Origin of the sequence: Zobellella endophytica (assembly GCF_003012775.1) — a bacterium.
GTDB classification, from domain to species: Bacteria; Pseudomonadota; Gammaproteobacteria; order Enterobacterales; family Aeromonadaceae; genus Oceanimonas; species Oceanimonas endophytica.
On record NZ_PXYG01000001.1, the window covers coordinates 466738 to 484087 of the forward strand.

The following is a 17350-nucleotide window of genomic DNA, read 5'->3' on the forward strand; positions in this document are numbered from 1 at the left end:
TTATCATCGCTTTTTGATCTGTGTGAGTGCAGGTTATCAAGCTAGGTCAATATACAATTGTTATGTTTAAGGACGAATATGAGTATCTCCGTACACACAATTGACGCCCGCGGGCATATCTTACTTGAAACAATGCGCGACTATTTTGGGGCAACACCGGAAGTAATGTTTCGAGAAATACAGAGCATGGTGAATACAACTGTTGAAGTTCTTAAAGATAAAGGCATAAATTATCAAGATCTTAGAACGGCACTGGTTCCGAGAACTGACAGGTTTGAAGCAGGATTTATTTTTGACACGCAGGATATCGAGTCAAGCTGGTATGGGCTTGATGTAATGAAAGAGCTATTACCACTTCTAGATATCAAATCAAACCATAGCGTGCAATGCGGGGATCTTATTGGAGATAATCAAGAGCTAATATTTTCTATTCTTCAAGAGTCACTGGTACTTTCGAGAAATTTAGATTTTGTACACGGAAGCGCCTTGTACTGTGTCTATATAAATAATTTAACTGAGTCTGGTTTAGAGCGTATAAGTAAGGCACTTTCAAATTTTAAAGCATATGTTGGTTATATTCCGTGTACCTTTTCCTCAAGGGCTAGGATTTACCTATCTACAATACTCGCTAATAGCTTCTTAAAGCATGGCAGCAAGGTAATTATGGGACATGAGGATGATAGACCAAATGAAGAAAATATTAATATGGTAGGTTATCCGTTCGAAGAATATGGGATGAAAGTCTATAGCCTTCAATCAATGTATTTCGGCGTGCTGCTAAGCTACAAGATCGAAAGACCTGTGTTTAAAGGTTTTGAGTCAGATACCGAGCTGTCTTTGAATGCAATATCTTCTCAAATATTACCAATTGAAGGGTTTGGCGTTGAGATCGAGGAGGCAAAGCATGGGTATTTGAAATCAGACAAATGTGGCAAGCTTGAAAAAGCTGGAGTTGAGGCTTTAAGTAAAGATGAACTTGCCGACCTTATTCGCTCAAAGGTATCCGAAAGCTATATCTATAATTTGTCTTATCTGCCCGAGCATGACGTATCAAAGTTTAACGTAATGCTTGAAATCCCAAGAGTGGACGGAGGATATCCAACAAGAGTGGTAGCAGCTCTTGAATATAAACCAAAAGAAAAACTGTTGCGCGTAATTACGATGCACTAAAAACATAACAAGCGCATGTTGTCGGACTGGTTTTCCGCTGCGCTCCAAACCAGCCGCAAATTCGAGCGTTAGCCATATGAAGGTGAACAATGAAAAATAAGCTTTCCATTGCCTTTGGCTTTTTGCTGATAGCCATAGCGGGTTACATTATCTACGAAATATTTTCATGGCTAGGCGAGGCCGTTAAAGACGTAAATCCTAGTGTTGGTGCTGCGTTAGTCGCCGGCACCGCTACGGTAATATCATCTGTATTTATTGCTTCTTATAACTCCCGCAAGGCGAAAGAAAAAACTGCCTTTGAAGCTCATCGAGAAAAGAAAGCAGAAACGTACAATGAATTTATGGACGTTGTTATTCAGCTTATGCGCAATACCAAGCAGGGCAAAGAGGGTGATGATGTCCTTCCTGAAAACATCGAAGAGTTTTTTTATAACTTTACTTCAAAAATAATGGTCTACGGCGGTCCTGGCGTTGTTAAGGCCTACTCAAATTGGAGAGCAGCATCTGCAAGTGATGAAAGTGCTACGCAAAGCCTCTTGCTGGTTGACTCTCTGTTCCGAGAGATGCGGTTAGATTTGGGCGAAAGCAACAAAGGGATAGAAGCCAACGAGCTACTTGGGCTTTTCATTATTGGCGGAAAAACCGAAATCGCTGCAATGGCTAACAAGGCCATCAAGGCGGACTCGTAAACTCGCCGCTTATGGCGGCGTTAGAGCTAATCGAAGTCTGAGGAAATAAATTGACTTACGCATTGATTGACAACTCCACGTTAACTGCAGTCCAGAGGCTGACAGGTCAAGCCTTGACTAAATCGAAGGACTCTGTCGATACAGATATTGTGGCGTTTGAGAATTATATCCAAGCCATTCTTTTTTATGACAGGTTGGTTGCAGTGGATGACTATATTCCTGCACACCGTGATGCAAGGATCGCTTCTTTCCCGGATATTACCTTTTTAAATACAACTGAATACAATTTAGATGAAATAGAAGCGACTGCTACCGAGAGGGCAAATCAATTAAGGCCAAAACTTCAGGGCGGTGAATTTGTAAATGATGATTTCAGAAAGCTGATTGAACTCCTTCAAACACATATTGTTTGTACTTGGGATATTAGCTCAAGTGTTTATCATTTGACGCTAAAGAATCTATCGGATAATCAACAAGATTTCGAAAAGTATGGGAATATCGCCGCTTCCATATTCGCAGAGCTGGGCGATGCTAGTGATGCTGGAAGAAGAACAAGTGGAAATGTAGAGCTGCTAGATCGCTATGGAAATCCAATAGTTAAAGGTTATAAAGTTCCCGGGGCTAAGTGGGGAAATGGTGAGTCTAGTGGTGAGGCATCAGGTGCTATTAAGGCATTTGTTGCTTCTTTGGTTTGGCTTGCTAACCGTTCAATTTTTTACTCGCTAACTGCGAAATATTTGCAAGCAGATACCTTTCTATATCCAATTCGCCAAGCATATCAACAAAGCTATATCAGTCAGACATGCCATTACGGATTTGATTATGCAAAGCACATAGTGGAGCATTTTTCGACATCGCTAAGCACCGACTTGATAGATATTCACAATGGTGGATTAACGGCCTCCACCTCAACATCTCTCCCTGTATTTTCGGCTTGGCTTGCAAAGGAAACTGGCGATCCGGCGCATATTGTGCAAGCGGCATACAATATTAGAAATAATTCAGAATTCGTTGAGGCTAGGGAAAAAATGAGGGAAGTACGCCGGCTTTTTGATGAACATGATATTGCTGATGCAAATAGAGCTGTTTCAGCCATCATTCAAGATATCGGGAAAGCGTCCAATGATATCCGGATTAAGTATGGCCTCCAGACTAGGCAAGGAGTTCCCGTTACTAAACTGGTGCATGTATACAACACCTATGCAGCCCTAAATAGTCTACCTAAAGTCCCCGGATATAACTTTAAAGTTAAAGTTCCGGAATTCTTTTACAACTTGAAACAGCCTAGAGGATTTCGTTCGGTCTACAGGAATCTTACCCATGATTTATCTACTGTTTGGTCGTTGGGAGAGGCTAGAGATATTTTGGGTAGCCGAATTTTAGAAGATAAAAGGGCAAGGGCATACAGTCCAAAGCAAGAGGAACCTAGGCACAGGAATGCGCATTCGCCATTTAAAAGCCCTATGTAATTGCTCTAACAAAGCGCTGCTGTCGGACAAATTTTCCGCTGCGCTCCAAATTTGCCGCAGAGCGCGGCGTTATGGCCCCATTGCCTAGCTTCATGCAATATAATTTAAAGGCTTGTCTTATGAAAGAATTTTTAGGGAAATGGAAAATAGTAGAAATGGAACAATGGGACCAAGAGTATATTGATCTTGTTGAACCGGGGTATATTCGATTTGACAAGGATGATTTAGGCAATTTTGTTTTTGGTACAGTTCGCGGAGAGATTGACTGCAGATACACGGAGAAGCCACAGCCCAAATTGGAGTTTTCGTGGGAAGGCAATAGTGAATGTGATCCCGCTAGTGGGCGTGGCTGGGCAATAATTGAAAAGAAAAATGAAATTTACGGTATGCTCTACATTCACTTAGGCGACGAGTCGTGGTTCAAAGCCAGCAAGTAGTAAGCATGCCATAACAAGGCGCACCAGCTGACATTTTTTCCATCGCTCTTTTGTGTGGTGTGTACCACACAAAGGCTCTTCCAAAAATGCAGCTGTGCTTAGCGTTACACATAATTAAGGAGACTCAGCAGTGAAGCTGGATAGCGTAGTGCCGTGGGGACGTTCGTTCCAGGAATACAGATCCATTTTTTCCTTGTCTGAAGGCGATCTACAAAAAAAGTTGCTTGGTTGTGGTGATGGTCCGGCGTGTTTCAATGCGGAAGTCACTCTACGTGGCGGCAATGTGGTGTCTGTTGATCCCGTCTATCAATTCTCAGGTGACCAGATCCGCTCTCGTATCGATGAGGTTTATCCTCAGATCATGAGCCAGATGGAACAAAATGCAGAGAGCTATATCTGGGAAAGCATAAAGGATGTTGCGGAGTTGGGTAAGGTGCGCATGGATGCTATGCAGCAGTTTTTGTCTGACTACGATGCAGGCTTGGAAGCTGGTCGGTACACATGTGCTTCGCTTCCTTATCTCCCCTTTGATGATCAGCAGTTCGAGTTGGCGCTGTGCTCGCACTTTCTGTTCCTGTATAGCGAGCACTTCGATCTAGAGCAGCACATTCAGGGCATGAGAGAGCTATGTCGGGTTGCCACCGAGGTTCGGGTTTACCCTTTGCTTTCATTGGACGGAAAGCAGTCAAAGCATTTGTCAGCGGTCATCGAAGCGTTGGCTGGTGACGGAGTTAGGACTTCGCTTCAACCTGTCGATTATCAATTTCAAAAAGGGGCCACGGAGATGTTGGTGGCAAATCCCGTGTAACAATCGTAGGCAGCAGGACGGTCGCTCCCGCCTCTGCTGCAAGCGTTAGCCACCGATATATGAAGATAGGAGTGTTGCCATGAGAAGGCTTGTCGCCTCTACCTTTGTGTCGCTGGACGGCATTATGCAGGCCCCCGGCGGGCCGGAGGAGGATCCGACCGGCGGCTTTGCCCTCGGCGGCTGGATGTTCAACTACTGGGATGAGGCCATGGATCTCTCGGCGGCGGGGTTCACCGGCCAGGATCGGGAGCTGGTGCTCGGCCGCAAAACCTACGAGATCTTCGAGGCCTACTGGCCGTACCAGCCCGGCGAGGATCCGGTGGCGAACACGCTCAATGCCGCCAAAAAGCATGTCGCGTCGCGTACCTTGACGGCGCTCCACTGGCACAACTCGGCCCTGCTCCGTGGCGATGTCGTCGCGGCCATCAGGGCGCTCAAGGCCCGGCCGGGCCCCAGCCTGCAGGTCATCGGCAGCGGCAATCTGCTGCACACGCTGCAGGCCGCCGCCCTGATAGACGAATACCATGTCTGGACCTTTCCGCTGCTGCTCGGGCGGGGCAAGCGCCTTTTCGGCGAGGCGGCCAGGCCCTGCGCGCTGCGGCTCGTCCGCTCCCGGATGTCGGCCAGCGGCGTTGTGATGAGCACCTATGTGCCCGCTGGCGAAATCCGGCCCGGCACATTCGCCGCTGCCGAGCCGAGCGACAAGGAGCTGGCGCGGCGCCGCAGGATGGCGAAGGGGAGCTGGTGATGTGCCTAAAAAACCGGAGGCAGAGCATTGAAGGACGCAAAAACATTTTGGGATAAAAGCGCGCCCCGTTACGCCAAGAGCCGGATCCGGGACGAGCAGGCCTACCAAAGGAAGCTGGCGATCACCCAGGGGTATTTCCGGCCGGACTGGTCGGTGCTGGAGTTCGGCTGCGGCACCGGCGGCACCGCCATTATCCATGCGCCCCACGTCGGGCATATCCTCGCGACCGATATCTCGGACACCATGCTGGACATCGCCGGGCAGAGGGCGAGGGAGGCCGGGGTGGACAATATCAGCTTCCAACAGGGCACCCTGGAAAGCCTCGAACTGGCCGCGGCAAGCTTCGACGCCGTCCTGGGGCTCAACGTGTTGCACCTGCTCGACGATCTGGATGCGGCCCTGGCCAGGGTGCACCGGCTGTTGAAACCGGGCGGTATTTTCGTTTCCAGTACCGCGCTGGTCGGTGACATCGCGGTCTTCTGGCGGTTATTGATACCCCTGATGCAGCGCCTGGGCCTGGCCCCCTACGTAAACCGCCTGGGCCGGCAGCAGTTGGTGGCCGGGCTGACCAAGGCCGGCTTTCGCATCGAGCACCAGTGGCAGCCGGGCAGGGGCTCGGTGTTTATCGTTGCCAGCAAGGGCACGGCAGGGCTTCACACCGGGTAAAACAGCCGCATGGCCCAGGCTGCGGCGTACAGGCCGAGCCCGAAGATCGCGTGGGTGATCAGGCTCTGCAGGCGGGCGGTGCCGGGGCGCGGCATGCGGGAGGCGGCAACGCCCAGCCCCATGCAGGGTTGCATCAGCAGGAACGGGGCCGCCAGGGTGCCGATGCCCACGATAAGCGCGGGGCCCAGGGTGGGCTGCTGCAGCCAGGCCGGCCCCCAGATGCCGGTCAGCACCGCCGCAAAGCCGATGCCGGTGAGGTAGTGAACCGCCCAGCCCAGCGGCTGTTCGCCCGGCACCGGCGCCGCTTGCGCGATGGCGTCATGGCGAAAGCGGCCCCGCGCCATATGGGCGACCCAGCGCCCCACCATCCCGTAGTTGGCGGGCGGCACGCCGAACAGCGGCCGGCGCAGCAGTCCCCACAAATCCATGACCATGGTGGCGCCAATGCCGATGCACAGGGTGAAGAAAAGATGAGTCATAAGAGTCTCCTGGTGTTTGTAGTGATGATGGTGGTAGCGTACAACTTGAAGTCGACTTGAGGTCAAGGGGAGAGTGATGGACATTTCCGAGGTGGCGCGGCGCGCCGGCGTTCCGGCGTCCACGCTGCGCTTCTACGAGCAAAAGGGGCTGATTGTTTCCACCGGCCGGCGGGGCTTGCGCCGCCAGTTCGCGCCCGGGGTGCTGGAGCAGCTGGCCCTGATCGCGCTGGGGCGCTCGGTGGGGTTTTCGCTGGACGAGATAGCCCTGATGTTCGGCGCCGACGGCCAGCCCCGGATCGACCGGCAGTTGCTGGCGAACAAGGCGGAGGAGCTGGACCAGGCCATCCGCCGGTTAACCGCCATGCGCGACGGGCTGCGCCACGCGGCCGCCTGCCCGGCGCCGAGCCATATGGAATGCCCCAGCTTCCGCCGACTGCTGGGGCTGGCCGCCGGCAGGCCCGGGAGCGGCCGGGGCCGGAAAACCCCCGCCCGCAAAGGGCGCCCGGCGCCGAAACGGCCCTGAGCGGCCGCACCCGGTTCACACCAGGAAGGAGCAACAGCCATGACCCTATATTTTATCCAGGCCTTTATCTACCTGCTGGCGGCGGTGGTGGCGGTGCCGCTGGCCAAGCGCTTCGGGCTCGGCTCGGTGCTCGGCTACCTGGCAGGGCAAGATCATGAAAAAGCCTTATGGGAAAAGGCTTTCAGCGAGGTTTGATTTTGAATATAGCAGCCACTTTGTACACCGGAACGCACCTTTTTTGAAGAAAAATCTCGATATTAAAGGATCGCTTTGACGATCAATTCTAGCTGTGATCATATGCTGTCTTTTCAACGACAGATGATCGCCATGAACGGAATCGGCCTCTTGCAGCACCTATCCATCATCAGTGACCCGCGCCAGCAATGGAAAGTGGAGCACAAGCTCTCGGACATCCTCTTTCTCACCATCGTGGCCGTGATTGGCGGCGCCGAAGGATGGGAGGAAATAGAGGATTTCGGCGTCGATCATCTCGACTGGCTGCGCCAGTACGGTGACTTCGAGAACGGCGTGCCGGTGCACGATACCATCGCCCGGGTGATGGGCATGCTCTCGGCCAAACAGCTGCAAAAGCGCTTTGCCGCCTGGATGAAAGACTGCCATGTGGCCACCGAAGGAGAAGTGGTCGCCATCGACGGCAAAACCCTGCGAGGCAGCTACGACAAGGGCCGGCGGCAAGGCGCCATCCACATGGTATCGGCGTTCAGCGCCGCCAATCAGGTGGTGCTGGGCCAGGTCAAAACCGATGATAAATCGAATGAGATCACCGCCATTCCCGAACTGCTGGAGCTGCTGAGCATTCGTGGCTGCCTGGTGACCATCGACGCCATGGGCTGCCAGCGGGCCATCGCCCAGAAGGTGATCAACAAGGGCGCGGACTACCTGCTGGCGGTGAAAGGCAATCAGCCCAAGCTGGAAGAAGCCTTCAATCATTACTTCCGGATGGAGATGTTTCAGCATCCCGATAGTGACAGCTACAGCACGCAGGAAAGCGGCCATGGCCGCAAGGAAACCAGGCTGAGTCTGGCGGTGGACGACCTATCCATTCTGGGAGATTTGGTGTTTGACTGGCCGGAGTTAAAAACCTTAGGCGTAGTGGCGGCGATACGGGAAGTGAGCGGTCAACCGGCCAAGGACATCAAGGTGCGCTACTACATCAGCTCAGCCAAACTGTCGGCCAAGGAGCTGCTGGAAGCCAGCCGCTCCCACTGGTCGATAGAATCCCAGCTGCACTGGCAACTCGATGTAGGCATGCGGGAAGACGACTGCCGCATTCGGCGAGAGCAGGCCGGCGAAAACATGGCCACCATCCGGCATATCGCCTTCAATGCGTTGAAGGGAGACACCAGCTTCAAGGCCGGAATGAAACGCAAACAAAAGCGGGCAAGCCGAAACAACGCCTACCTGTCGCAAGTCTTGTCAGGACTGGGGGTTTCATAATCTTGCCCTGGGCTACCTGGTGGCCGGCGTGGTCATCGGCCCGGTCACCGGGCTGGTGGGCCAGGAGGCCGCCATCATCCAGCATTTCGCCGAATTCGGCGTGGTGATGATGCTGTTCCTGGTGGGCATGGAGCTGGATCCCAAATCCTTGTGGGCCATGCGGCTCCAGTTGCTGGGGCTGGGCGGGCTGCAGGTGGTGCTGACTTCCGCCGCCGGCATGGCCATCGCCGGGTGGCTGGGGCTGCCGTGGCAAACCGCGCTGGCGGTGGGGCTGATCTTTTCCCTGTCGTCCACCGCCATCGTCCTGCAAACGCTCAACGAGAAGGGGCTGACCAAAACCCGGGGCGGCCGCGGTGCCTTTTCGGTGCTGCTGTTCCAGGACATCGCGGTCATTCCCATGCTGGCCCTGATCCCCTTGCTGGCGCTGTCCGGGGCGGGCGCGACCGGGCCGGAGGCGGGGCATCACGGCGGCCTCAGCCTGGTGGCCGACCTGCCCGACTGGGCCCACGCGCTGGTGGTGGTGGGCGCGGTGGCGGCGGTGATCGTCGGCGGCCACTACCTGAGCCGGCCGCTGTTTCGCTATGTGGTGCGTTCCGGCATGCGGGAGGTGTTTACCGCCACCGCCCTGATGCTGGTGATCGGCATCGCCGCGCTGATGAGCGTGGTGAACCTGTCGCCCGCCCTCGGCGCCTTCCTGGCGGGGGTGGTGCTGGCCAACAGCGAGTTCCGCCATGAGCTGGAGGCCAACATAGAGCCGTTCAAGGGCCTGTTGCTGGGACTGTTTTTCATCACGGTGGGGGCCGGCATCAACTTCGAAGTGCTGGCGGCCCAGGGCGGCAAGGTGCTGGCCCTGGGGCTGGCGGTCATGGCGGTGAAGGCGGCGGTGCTGCTGGGGCTGGCGCTGTTGTTCGGCCTGCGGGGGCGGGACGGCTGGCTGTTCGTGCTGGGCCTGGCCCAGGCCGGCGAGTTCGGCTTTGTGCTGCTCACCTACAGCATGCAGAGCCGGGTCATGCCGGCGGATCTGGCCCAGTTGCTGTCGCTGGTGGTGGCGCTGTCGATGTTCCTCACGCCGCTGCTGTTCATCGCCTACGATCGGCTGATCCTGCCGCGATACCGGGAGGACCGCAACGCCCCGCGGGAGGGGGATGCCATCGGGGAGCAGGCACCGGTGATCGTGGCCGGTGTCGGGCGTTTCGGCCAGATCGTGTGCCGGCTGCTGCGGGCCAACAACATTCCCATCGTGGCGCTGGACCTGGCCCTGGATCAAATCGAGAACCTGCGCCGCATCCACATCAAGAGTTACTTCGGCGACGCCAGCCGCCTGGATCTGCTGGACACCGCCGGCATCGCCCAGGCCCGCCTGCTGGTGGTGGCCATCGACGACCGGGAGCGGGCGGTGGCCCTGGTGCACCTCGTCAAGCGGCACTACCCGGGGCTCTGGGTGCTGGCGCGGGCCTTCGACCGGGGCCACGGCTACGAGCTGCGGCGGGCGGGGGCCGACGAGGTGGTGAGCGAAACCTACCACTCCGCCCTGGAGCTGGGCGGCCAGGCGCTGACCGCCTTCGGCGTGCACCCGCTGCGCGCCCGGCGGATGACCTGGGCCTTTATCAACAACGAGAAGGAACACGAAGACGAGCTGTTCGAGGCCTGGAAGGAGATAGAGGAGGGCATCCGCTTCAGCCCCCGCTACGGCGAGCTGTTCATGAAGCTGGAAGAAACCCTCAGCCAGGTGATGCGGCAAGACTGGCAGCCGCCCAGCCGGGACGAGGTGCCGCCGTGGCGGCCGCCGGAAAGCGGCGTTGCGCCCGGCGGCGACTGACCTACATTCAATATTGATAACAACACAACACGGAGAATAAAAATGGAAAAGTTCCTTAATGCATGGCGCCCCCGGGTGCTGAGTGTGGTGCGCATGGTGTCCGCCTTTCTGTTTATGCAGCACGGCGGGCAAAAACTGTTCGGCTTTCCCGCCGCCCAGCGGGGCGAGTTCGATCTGTTCACGCTTTCCGGCACGGCCGGTGTGCTCGAGCTGTTCGGTGGCGCCCTGCTGCTGCTCGGCCTGTTCACCCGGCCGGTGGCCTTCGTGCTCTCGGGGCTGATGGCCTTCGCCTACTTTATCGTCCATGCCCCGCAGGATTTCTGGCCGTTGAACAACGGCGGCGAGCTGGCCATCATGTTCTGCTTTACCTTCTTCTACTTTGTATTCGCCGGCGGCGGCTGCTGGAGCCTGGACTGCCTGCGTTCTGGCCGGCGCTGATCCGGATTTTGCCACGGCGGCGCCCGCGGGCGCCGCCGTGGTGCAACATCAACAGCGAGTCGACATGAGCTTAAGAGAAATTGTGGTGCGGCCCTATTGCGCGTGCTGGCCAGGGATTTTTATACAGGAAAAGGCGGCCATCGAACACGCCCTCGGCGACGTCGGGCTGGCGGTGCATCATATCGGCAGCACGGCGGTGCCCGGGCTGATGGCCAAGCCGATCATCGATATCCTGCTGGTGGTCGATTCCCTGGCCAGGCTGGACCGGGCGTCGCCCCGGCTGGAGGCGCAGGGATACGAGGCGAAAGGGGAATTCGGCATGCCCGGGCGGCGCTATTTTCCCAAGGGCGGGCTCGACCGCACGCATCAGATCCACGCCTTCGAGCAGGGCTCCGGGCATATCGAGCGGCACCTGGCGTTTCGGGATTACCTGATCGCCTTTCCCGATATTGCGGCCCAATACCAGGCGTTGAAGCAGCGGGTGGCGGCCTCCTGCGGGAACGATCTGGCCCGTTACTGCCAGGGCAAGGACGACTTCATCAAAACCCACGAGGCGCTCGCCCTGGCCTGGCGTGCCCGGGCCGGCACCTGAGGCGCCTTTTTCATTATCCACATCCCCATTGAAGACAACCGCCATGAATATCAGAGCAGCAACCCAAGACGACTTCGAGCAGATCTGGCCCATTTTCCGCGACATCGCCGCCGCCGGCGACACCTACGCCTATCCGCGGGATATTAACCGCGAGCAGGCCCGCCAGCTGTGGCTGGAGCTGCCGCGTAAGACCTTCGTGGCCGAGGAGGAAGGCCGCATCCTCGGCACCTACTACATCAAGACCAACCAGGCCGGCCCCGGCAGCCACGTGTGCAACTGCGGCTACATGGTGTCGGCGGCGGCGCGCGGGCGGGGCCTGGCCAGTGCCATGTGCGAACATTCCCAGCAGGTGGCGCTGGCGCTCGGCTACCGGGCCATGCAGTTCAACTTTGTGGCCTCGACCAACGAGGGCGCGGTGCGGCTGTGGAGCCGGCTCGGCTTCGCCACCGTGGGCCGGCTGCCCAGGGCCTTCCATCACCCCCGCCAGGGCGATGTGGACGCCCTGGTGATGTACAAATGGCTGGCGGAGTGAGGCCGTCGGGTCCCCTGCCGGGTCGGCTTTATGTCCGGATTTTTGTGCCACCGGCTCAAGGCCGTTTGCGCCCGGCCGGGACGAAATCGCCCGGGCCGCCCAGGCCCTGGAAACCATGCGGGGTAACCTGCTGGAGATGGTATCGAGCATCAGCGCCGCCGCCGAGCGGTTGGCTACCGCTTCTTCGGCCCTGCTGGAGGTGTCCGGCGAAACCGGCCACAGCGTGCGCCGGCAACAGTCGGAAATTACCCAGGTGGCCACCGCCATGCATGAAATGGCCGCCACGGCCCAGCATGTGGCCGACAATATCGGCCGGACTTCCTCGGCTGCCGCCAGCGCCAGCCGGGAGAGTGCGTCCGGCACCGGCATCGTGGCGGCCGCGGTAACGGGCATCCAGCAACTGGCCGGCCAGGTGGAAGAGACCGCCGGCCTGATCCATCGGCTCGATCAGGACAGTGCCGAAATATCACAGATTCTCGATGTGATCACCGGCATTGCCGAGCAGATCAACCTGCTGGCGCTGAACGCGGCCATTGAAGCGGCCCGGGCCGGAGAGCAGGGGCGAGGCTTCGCGGTGGCGGCGGATGAGGTGCGCACCCTGACCGGGCGTACCCAGCAGGCCACCGAGCAGATCAAGGGGACCATCGGCAAGTTGCAGCAGGGATCGCGCAGCGCGGTGGAGGCCATGGAGAAAAGCCGTCAACAGGCCACCCATGTCGTCGAGCAGGCATCGCGCTCAGCTGCAGCAGGCGGTGGTCCGCTTCCAGCTGTAACCGGACCGACGGCGGCCGATCCGGGTGGCGCCGGGCCGCCGGCGCTACAACACTGGTAGTGGGTATCTTGTTCGGCCTCGTCAGGCCGGAGTGTGGTGAGCCGGGCGGGTCCCGGCGATGTTGCGGGGGACGGCCATGCAGACCATCGGTGATTTCGTGACCTGGATGGCCGGCGAGCAGGAGCATATCGCCAACCTGATCGCCCTCGTCGCCGTCATCATTTCCTTTTACTCCTTGTATCGCTCCAGCAGGATCCAGCAAGAACAATTACGGCTGGAAAAATTCACCGCCGAACTGGCACGGCAGCAAACGATACAGCTGAAACGGCTTCAGAACGAAACGCCGGCGCTGTTTCTGGTGGAGCTGGCCGGTCACCTGGCCACCCTGGTGCGCACGCTCGATGGCATCAACCCCCTCTGGATGCATCGGGCCCGGCCGGGCATCTTCGAGCGGGCGGACATTTCCCACGCCGGGCTGCATGTGATCTGCTACGAAAGCTATGTGAAAGACCTTCAGGATCTCGATACCCGGATCCGGCTCGACAACTACTACAAGGAGGTGCTGGCTTTCAACGCGCGGGGGGCGGCGTTGCAGGCCGGCACCGGGGACGAGCTGACGGTCAACTATTTTGTTCGTGGCGCCACCACGTTGATCCGGACCGCCATGGATCTGTGCCAGGTCCTGATGAAGATGATGGATGACGAGGTGCTGAGCGGGGATCAGCTCGGCTGTGCGATAGACAACCTGGCGCAGCAGCGGGGCTATTACGTGACGGTCTGCAACGCCAGCGAGCTGGATTCCGCCAGCCTGGCCGGCCTGTGCCGCCGGCTGGAACAGGGTGAGCGGAACGAAGACATCGAGCGAAAATACCCCCTGCCGGGCTATCTCCTGGGGCTGAGCCAGGCGGCCGGCCAACTCGGCTAGGCGAGGGTTGGCCCGAGCGGCGGGATGGCCAGCTATGCTGTAATCAACAACCGTTTACCAAGCAGGGTATCGAGATGGCCGAACCGCGTTATCAAATTCGCCCCATGAGCCGGCAGGAAGCCGGGCTGGCGGTGGAGTGGGCGGCCCGGGAAGGGTGGAATCCGGGCCTGCACGACATGGATTCCTTCTACCAGGCCGATCCGGAGGGGTTTTTGCTCGGCCTGCTCGATGGGCAGCCCATCGCCTGCATTTCGGTGGTGAAATACGGCGATGACTTCGGCTTTCTCGGTTTTTATATCGTCACACCACCGTTTCGCGGCCAGGGCCATGGCCTGCGCCTGTGGCAGGCGGGCATGGCCCGGCTGGCCGGGCGCAATGTGGGCCTGGACGGGGTGGTGGCGCAGCAGGACAACTACCGCAAGTCCGGTTTTGTCCTGGCCTGCCAGAATGCGCGCTACGAGGGCCGGGTGGCCGGCGGCCTGAGCGAGCCGGAGGGCCTGGTGGCGTTTCCGGCCATGCCCTTCGAGGCGTTCGCCGACTACGATCGGGACTGCTTTCCGGCCGAGCGGGCACGTTTTCTCCGCGGCTGGCTCGCCCAGACCGGCTCGGTGACGCTGGGGGTCCGTCAGGGCTCCCGGCTGGCGGGCTATGGCGTTATCCGGCCCTGCCGCTCCGGCTACAAGGTCGGCCCGCTGTTCGCCGACGACGAGTCCCAGGCGGAGCTGTTGCTGCAGGCCCTGCTGAACCGGGCCACGCCGGGCGCCCCCTTCTACCTGGATGTGCCCTCGGTCAATGCCGCCGCCGTGGCCCTGGCCGAACGGCGGGGCATGCAGGTGGTGTTCAACACCGCCCGCATGTATACCGGCCGACCGCCCGAGCTGGCGGTGGGGCGGATGTTCGGGATCACCAGCTTCGAGCTGGGCTAGGGGCGGTCATGGGAGCGGAGCTGAACCACACCATCGTCTGGTGTCGCGACAAGCAGCACTCGGCGCGTTTTCTGGCCGGGCTGCTCGGCCTGCCCGAGCCGGTGCTGTTCGGCCCCATGCTGGTGGTGCGGCTCGATAACGGGGTATCGCTCGACTTCTACCAGCGGGAGGGGCGCATCGCCGCCCAGCACTACGCCTTTCTGCTCGACGACGACACCTTCGATCGGGCCTTCGCCCGCCTGCGTGAGCAGGGGCTGGACTACTGGGCCGATCCCGGCCGCCAGCGGGCCGGCGAGCTGTACCGGCAGCACGGCGGGCGCGGCTGCTATTTCGACGATCCCGACGGCCACCTGCTCGAGATCATGACCCGGCCCTACGCGATGGGCGGCTGAGCCGGCCCTGGCGCTCGCCCCGGCTTTTTTACGACTCGTCCGGTTTTTTTCTCAAGTTGGCGGCGAACCGTGCCGACTTGTTTATAAGAGCGGTTCCGTTTGAGCTAATCTAACAGACTCCGGGCTGGGGGAGGCACCGGCCATCGGGGGCCGGCCGTTCGGTGCTCGGGGGCATCCATCGTGGGCAAGGGAGTGCAGGTCATGTTCGGCATCAAATCCGGTTCAGACGCTATTATCAGTGCCATCAACGAAACCCAGGCGGTTATCCAGTTTTCCCTGGACGGCGTTATCCAGTCCGCCAATGACAACTTTCTTGCGCTGATGGGCTACCGGCTGGAGGAAGTGGTGGGCAAGCACCATTGCCTCTTTGTCGAGCCGGACACGGCGAACAGCCAGGCCTACCAGGATTTCTGGGACGGCCTGCGCGGCGGTCATCCGCAAACGGCGGAATTCAAGCGCATCGGCAAGAACGGCAGGGAGGTCTGGATCCAGGCGTCCTATACCCCCATCATCCACAAGGGAAAAGTCCGGAAGATCATCAAGTTTGCCTCCGACGTGACCGAGCAGGTGCTGGCCAAGGCCAATATCGAGTCGCAATTGACCGCCATCCACCGGGCCCAGGCGGTGATCGAATTCGATCTGGAGGGCCACATCCTCTTCGCCAATGACAATTTTCTTGCGCTGATGGGCTACCGGCTGGAGGAGGTGGTGGGCCGGCATCACCGCCTCTTCGTCGATCCGGAAGAGGCCGGCGGCGAGGGCTACCGGCAATTCTGGCGGCGGCTGCACGCCGGCGAATACCAGACGGCGGAATACAGGCGCATCGCCAAGGGCGGGCGGGCCGTCTGGATCCATGCCACCTACAACCCCATCAAGAGCCCCGACGGCCGGGTGATCAAAATCGTCAAGTTCGCCAGCGACATCACGGCGGAGGTGGAGCAACGGCAGGAATTCCGACTGCTCTCCATGGTGGCCAACGAAACCGACAACGCGGTGGTCATCACCAATGCCGACCGCAGGATCCAGTATGTCAACCAGGGGTTCAGCCGCCTGACCGGCTTTTGCCAGGACGAGGTGCGGGACCATTCGCCCCAGGATTTCCTGGTGGGGCCCAAGACGGATCCGGATACCCGGGAGCGCATCAGCGCCGAGCTGGATGCCCCCAACGCCTTTTACGACGAGATCGAAATCCACCGCAAGGACGGCAGCTCGCTGTGGGTCTCCGTGACCAGCAACCCGGTGTACGACAACGCCGGCGCGCACCAGGGGTTTATCGCCATCCTCGCCGACATCACCAGGGTGAAATCCACCGCCATGGAATTCCAGACCCGCTTCCGGGCGATCGGCCAGTCCAACCTGCTGGTGGAGTGGAGCAGGACGGGCGAACTCAACGAAATCAACGATTACCCCCAGCGCCAGTTCGCCATTTCCCCTTCCCAGTTCGGCGCCGCCCTGGCGCACTGGGAGCATTACCTGAGCCCGGAGCAGCACGGCCGGCTGCTGCACGGTGAGAACGTGGTGCGGGAGATCAACATCGCCGCCAACGGCCGGGATATCGGCATCGCCGCCACCTTCTGCGCCATCAATGATCCCTACGGCGAGCTGCAGAAAGTGATCATGTACGGCACCGACATTTCCGAACACCTGGTGGTGATCCGGACCAGCGATACGGTCATGGAAAAGCTGATCAATTCAGGCAAAAACATCAACAAGATGGTGTCCAGCATCAACGGCATTGCCGATCAGACCAACCTGCTGGCGCTGAACGCGGCCATAGAAGCGGCCCGGGCCGGCGAGGCGGGGCGGGGGTTTTCGGTGGTGGCGGACGAGGTGCGGATCCTGGCGTCCAAGGCCAGCGAATCGGCCAGTGAAATCAATGCGGTGGTCAGCCAGAACCAGAGCCTGCTGAACAGCCTGGCCGACACCCTGAGCAAGCTGAACCGAAAAGCCGATGCCGGGGCGCACCCGTCCTGATCCGCGGGCGCCACCGCTGCTATGGTTGAATGTTGATAACCTGTTTTCCGAAGACGGAGGCGAAGATGAGCATGCAGAAGCACGGTAGTTGTTTATGCGGGGCGGTCAGGGTGACGGCGGTGTTCAAGAGCAACAAGGTGGGGGTATGCCACTGCGGCATGTGCCGCAAGTGGGGCGGCGGCCCCCTGATGACCGTGGACTGCGAGCCGGGCGTTGCCTTCGAGGGCCGCGAGCACATCGCCGCCTTCGCCTCGTCGGCGTGGGCCGAGCGGGCCTTCTGCCGGCACTGTGGCAGCCACCTCTATTACCGGCTCAAGGACGGCGACGAGCTGATCCTGTCGCTGGGGTTGTTCGATGAGCTCGACGATCTGGTGCTTGATCACCAGATTTTCATCGACAAAAAGCCCGGGTTCTACAGCTTTGCCAACCGCACCCACACCATGACCGAGGCGGAGGTGTTCGCCAAGTTTGCACCCGAGTGATCGGCGCGCCGCACATGGACAGAACGGGCAGGGCGCCGCCGTCCACCGGCA

General features: G+C 58.9%; 21 protein-coding genes. 20 read left to right on the forward strand and 1 reads right to left on the reverse strand.

Annotated features, from left to right (window positions below):
* The first annotated feature begins 78 nt into the window (after positions 1 to 78).
* The 7 genes from C7H85_RS02100 to C7H85_RS02130 all read left to right on the forward strand — a co-directional run bounded on the left by C7H85_RS02100 (position 79) and on the right by C7H85_RS02130 (position 5987).
* On the forward strand, positions 79 to 1170 hold the full coding sequence (locus C7H85_RS02100; protein ID WP_106728060.1) for a hypothetical protein: 1092 nt from the start codon (positions 79 to 81) through the stop codon (positions 1168 to 1170).
* An 89-nt stretch (positions 1171 to 1259) separates the two neighbouring features.
* Entirely contained in the window at positions 1260 to 1859 is a 600-nt protein-coding gene (locus tag C7H85_RS02105; RefSeq protein ID WP_106728061.1) for a hypothetical protein, read from the forward strand.
* A gap of 113 nt (positions 1860 to 1972) precedes the next feature.
* Complete coding sequence (locus C7H85_RS02110; RefSeq protein WP_210433535.1) at positions 1973 to 3328, forward strand: hypothetical protein; 1356 nt, start codon at positions 1973 to 1975, stop codon at positions 3326 to 3328.
* Positions 3329 to 3447: 119 nt separating this feature from the next.
* Positions 3448 to 3765: a hypothetical protein gene (locus C7H85_RS02115; protein ID WP_106728063.1), complete on the forward strand. Its 318-nt coding sequence runs from the start codon at positions 3448 to 3450 to the stop codon at positions 3763 to 3765.
* Positions 3766 to 3895: 130 nt separating this feature from the next.
* A complete protein-coding gene (locus C7H85_RS02120; RefSeq protein ID WP_106728064.1) occupies positions 3896 to 4573 on the forward strand; it encodes a class I SAM-dependent methyltransferase in 678 nt (225 codons plus the stop codon).
* Positions 4574 to 4652: 79 nt separating this feature from the next.
* The gene (locus C7H85_RS02125) at positions 4653 to 5321 is read left to right on the forward strand and encodes a dihydrofolate reductase family protein (protein WP_106728065.1); all 669 of its coding nucleotides are present in this window, start codon (positions 4653 to 4655) and stop codon (positions 5319 to 5321) included.
* A 27-nt stretch (positions 5322 to 5348) separates the two neighbouring features.
* Positions 5349 to 5987, forward strand: a complete 639-nt coding sequence (locus C7H85_RS02130) for a class I SAM-dependent methyltransferase (RefSeq protein ID WP_106728066.1) — start codon at positions 5349 to 5351, stop codon at positions 5985 to 5987.
* On the opposite strand, the gene C7H85_RS02135 is transcribed toward C7H85_RS02130, so the two are convergent.
* A complete protein-coding gene (locus C7H85_RS02135; protein ID WP_106728067.1) occupies positions 5975 to 6466 on the reverse strand; it encodes a DUF2938 domain-containing protein in 492 nt (163 codons plus the stop codon). The genes C7H85_RS02130 and C7H85_RS02135 overlap by 13 nt on opposite strands.
* 76 nt (positions 6467 to 6542) lie before the next feature.
* Here C7H85_RS02135 and C7H85_RS02140 point away from each other — a divergent pair, with 76 nt between their 5' ends.
* From C7H85_RS02140 to C7H85_RS02195, 13 genes are all read left to right on the forward strand, one after another.
* Entirely contained in the window at positions 6543 to 6989 is a 447-nt protein-coding gene (locus C7H85_RS02140; protein ID WP_106728068.1) for a helix-turn-helix domain-containing protein, read from the forward strand.
* Between the two features lie 39 nt (positions 6990 to 7028).
* A complete protein-coding gene (locus C7H85_RS19690; protein ID WP_158260052.1) occupies positions 7029 to 7184 on the forward strand; it encodes a hypothetical protein in 156 nt (51 codons plus the stop codon).
* A 132-nt stretch (positions 7185 to 7316) separates the two neighbouring features.
* Complete coding sequence (locus tag C7H85_RS02145; protein WP_106728602.1) at positions 7317 to 8447, forward strand: ISAs1 family transposase; 1131 nt, start codon at positions 7317 to 7319, stop codon at positions 8445 to 8447.
* 19 nt (positions 8448 to 8466) lie between these two features.
* A complete protein-coding gene (locus C7H85_RS02150; protein WP_281257553.1) occupies positions 8467 to 10266 on the forward strand; it encodes a cation:proton antiporter domain-containing protein in 1800 nt (599 codons plus the stop codon).
* 42 nt (positions 10267 to 10308) lie between these two features.
* Positions 10309 to 10704, forward strand: coding sequence for a DoxX family protein (locus C7H85_RS02155; protein ID WP_106728070.1), 396 nt, complete (start codon positions 10309 to 10311; stop codon positions 10702 to 10704).
* A gap of 64 nt (positions 10705 to 10768) precedes the next feature.
* Positions 10769 to 11296, forward strand: coding sequence for a GrpB family protein (locus C7H85_RS02160; protein ID WP_106728071.1), 528 nt, complete (start codon positions 10769 to 10771; stop codon positions 11294 to 11296).
* Between the two features lie 43 nt (positions 11297 to 11339).
* On the forward strand, positions 11340 to 11828 hold the full coding sequence (locus C7H85_RS02165) for a GNAT family N-acetyltransferase (protein ID WP_106728072.1): 489 nt from the start codon (positions 11340 to 11342) through the stop codon (positions 11826 to 11828).
* A 115-nt stretch (positions 11829 to 11943) separates the two neighbouring features.
* Positions 11944 to 12660, forward strand: coding sequence for a methyl-accepting chemotaxis protein (locus C7H85_RS02170; protein ID WP_106728073.1), 717 nt, complete (start codon positions 11944 to 11946; stop codon positions 12658 to 12660).
* A gap of 76 nt (positions 12661 to 12736) precedes the next feature.
* Positions 12737 to 13525: a hypothetical protein gene (locus tag C7H85_RS02175; RefSeq protein ID WP_146140399.1), complete on the forward strand. Its 789-nt coding sequence runs from the start codon at positions 12737 to 12739 to the stop codon at positions 13523 to 13525.
* A 74-nt stretch (positions 13526 to 13599) separates the two neighbouring features.
* Entirely contained in the window at positions 13600 to 14451 is an 852-nt protein-coding gene (locus C7H85_RS02180; RefSeq protein WP_106728075.1) for a GNAT family N-acetyltransferase, read from the forward strand.
* An 8-nt stretch (positions 14452 to 14459) separates the two neighbouring features.
* The gene (locus C7H85_RS02185; RefSeq protein WP_106728076.1) at positions 14460 to 14843 is read left to right on the forward strand and encodes a VOC family protein; all 384 of its coding nucleotides are present in this window, start codon (positions 14460 to 14462) and stop codon (positions 14841 to 14843) included.
* Between the two features lie 201 nt (positions 14844 to 15044).
* Entirely contained in the window at positions 15045 to 16817 is a 1773-nt protein-coding gene (locus C7H85_RS20205; RefSeq protein ID WP_106728077.1) for a PAS domain-containing methyl-accepting chemotaxis protein, read from the forward strand.
* Positions 16818 to 16882: 65 nt separating this feature from the next.
* The gene (locus tag C7H85_RS02195; protein WP_106728078.1) at positions 16883 to 17299 is read left to right on the forward strand and encodes a GFA family protein; all 417 of its coding nucleotides are present in this window, start codon (positions 16883 to 16885) and stop codon (positions 17297 to 17299) included.
* The last annotated feature ends 51 nt before the right edge of the window (positions 17300 to 17350 follow it).

Coding starts and splice junctions, on each gene's coding strand:
- C7H85_RS02100 (WP_106728060.1), top strand. CDS start 79: ATGAGTATCTCCGTACACACAATTGACGCCCGCGGGCATATCTTACTT.
- C7H85_RS02105 (WP_106728061.1), top strand. CDS start 1,260: ATGAAAAATAAGCTTTCCATTGCCTTTGGCTTTTTGCTGATAGCCATA.
- C7H85_RS02115 (WP_106728063.1), top strand. CDS start 3,448: ATGAAAGAATTTTTAGGGAAATGGAAAATAGTAGAAATGGAACAATGG.
- C7H85_RS02125 (WP_106728065.1), top strand. CDS start 4,653: ATGAGAAGGCTTGTCGCCTCTACCTTTGTGTCGCTGGACGGCATTATG.
- C7H85_RS02135 (WP_106728067.1), bottom strand. CDS start 6,466: ATGACTCATCTTTTCTTCACCCTGTGCATCGGCATTGGCGCCACCATG.
- C7H85_RS02140 (WP_106728068.1), top strand. CDS start 6,543: ATGGACATTTCCGAGGTGGCGCGGCGCGCCGGCGTTCCGGCGTCCACG.
- C7H85_RS19690 (WP_158260052.1), top strand. CDS start 7,029: ATGACCCTATATTTTATCCAGGCCTTTATCTACCTGCTGGCGGCGGTG.
- C7H85_RS02145 (WP_106728602.1), top strand. CDS start 7,317: ATGAACGGAATCGGCCTCTTGCAGCACCTATCCATCATCAGTGACCCG.
- C7H85_RS02155 (WP_106728070.1), top strand. CDS start 10,309: ATGGAAAAGTTCCTTAATGCATGGCGCCCCCGGGTGCTGAGTGTGGTG.
- C7H85_RS02160 (WP_106728071.1), top strand. CDS start 10,769: ATGAGCTTAAGAGAAATTGTGGTGCGGCCCTATTGCGCGTGCTGGCCA.
- C7H85_RS02165 (WP_106728072.1), top strand. CDS start 11,340: ATGAATATCAGAGCAGCAACCCAAGACGACTTCGAGCAGATCTGGCCC.
- C7H85_RS02170 (WP_106728073.1), top strand. CDS start 11,944: ATGCGGGGTAACCTGCTGGAGATGGTATCGAGCATCAGCGCCGCCGCC.
- C7H85_RS02175 (WP_146140399.1), top strand. CDS start 12,737: ATGCAGACCATCGGTGATTTCGTGACCTGGATGGCCGGCGAGCAGGAG.
- C7H85_RS02180 (WP_106728075.1), top strand. CDS start 13,600: ATGGCCGAACCGCGTTATCAAATTCGCCCCATGAGCCGGCAGGAAGCC.
- C7H85_RS02185 (WP_106728076.1), top strand. CDS start 14,460: ATGGGAGCGGAGCTGAACCACACCATCGTCTGGTGTCGCGACAAGCAG.
- C7H85_RS20205 (WP_106728077.1), top strand. CDS start 15,045: ATGTTCGGCATCAAATCCGGTTCAGACGCTATTATCAGTGCCATCAAC.
- C7H85_RS02195 (WP_106728078.1), top strand. CDS start 16,883: ATGAGCATGCAGAAGCACGGTAGTTGTTTATGCGGGGCGGTCAGGGTG.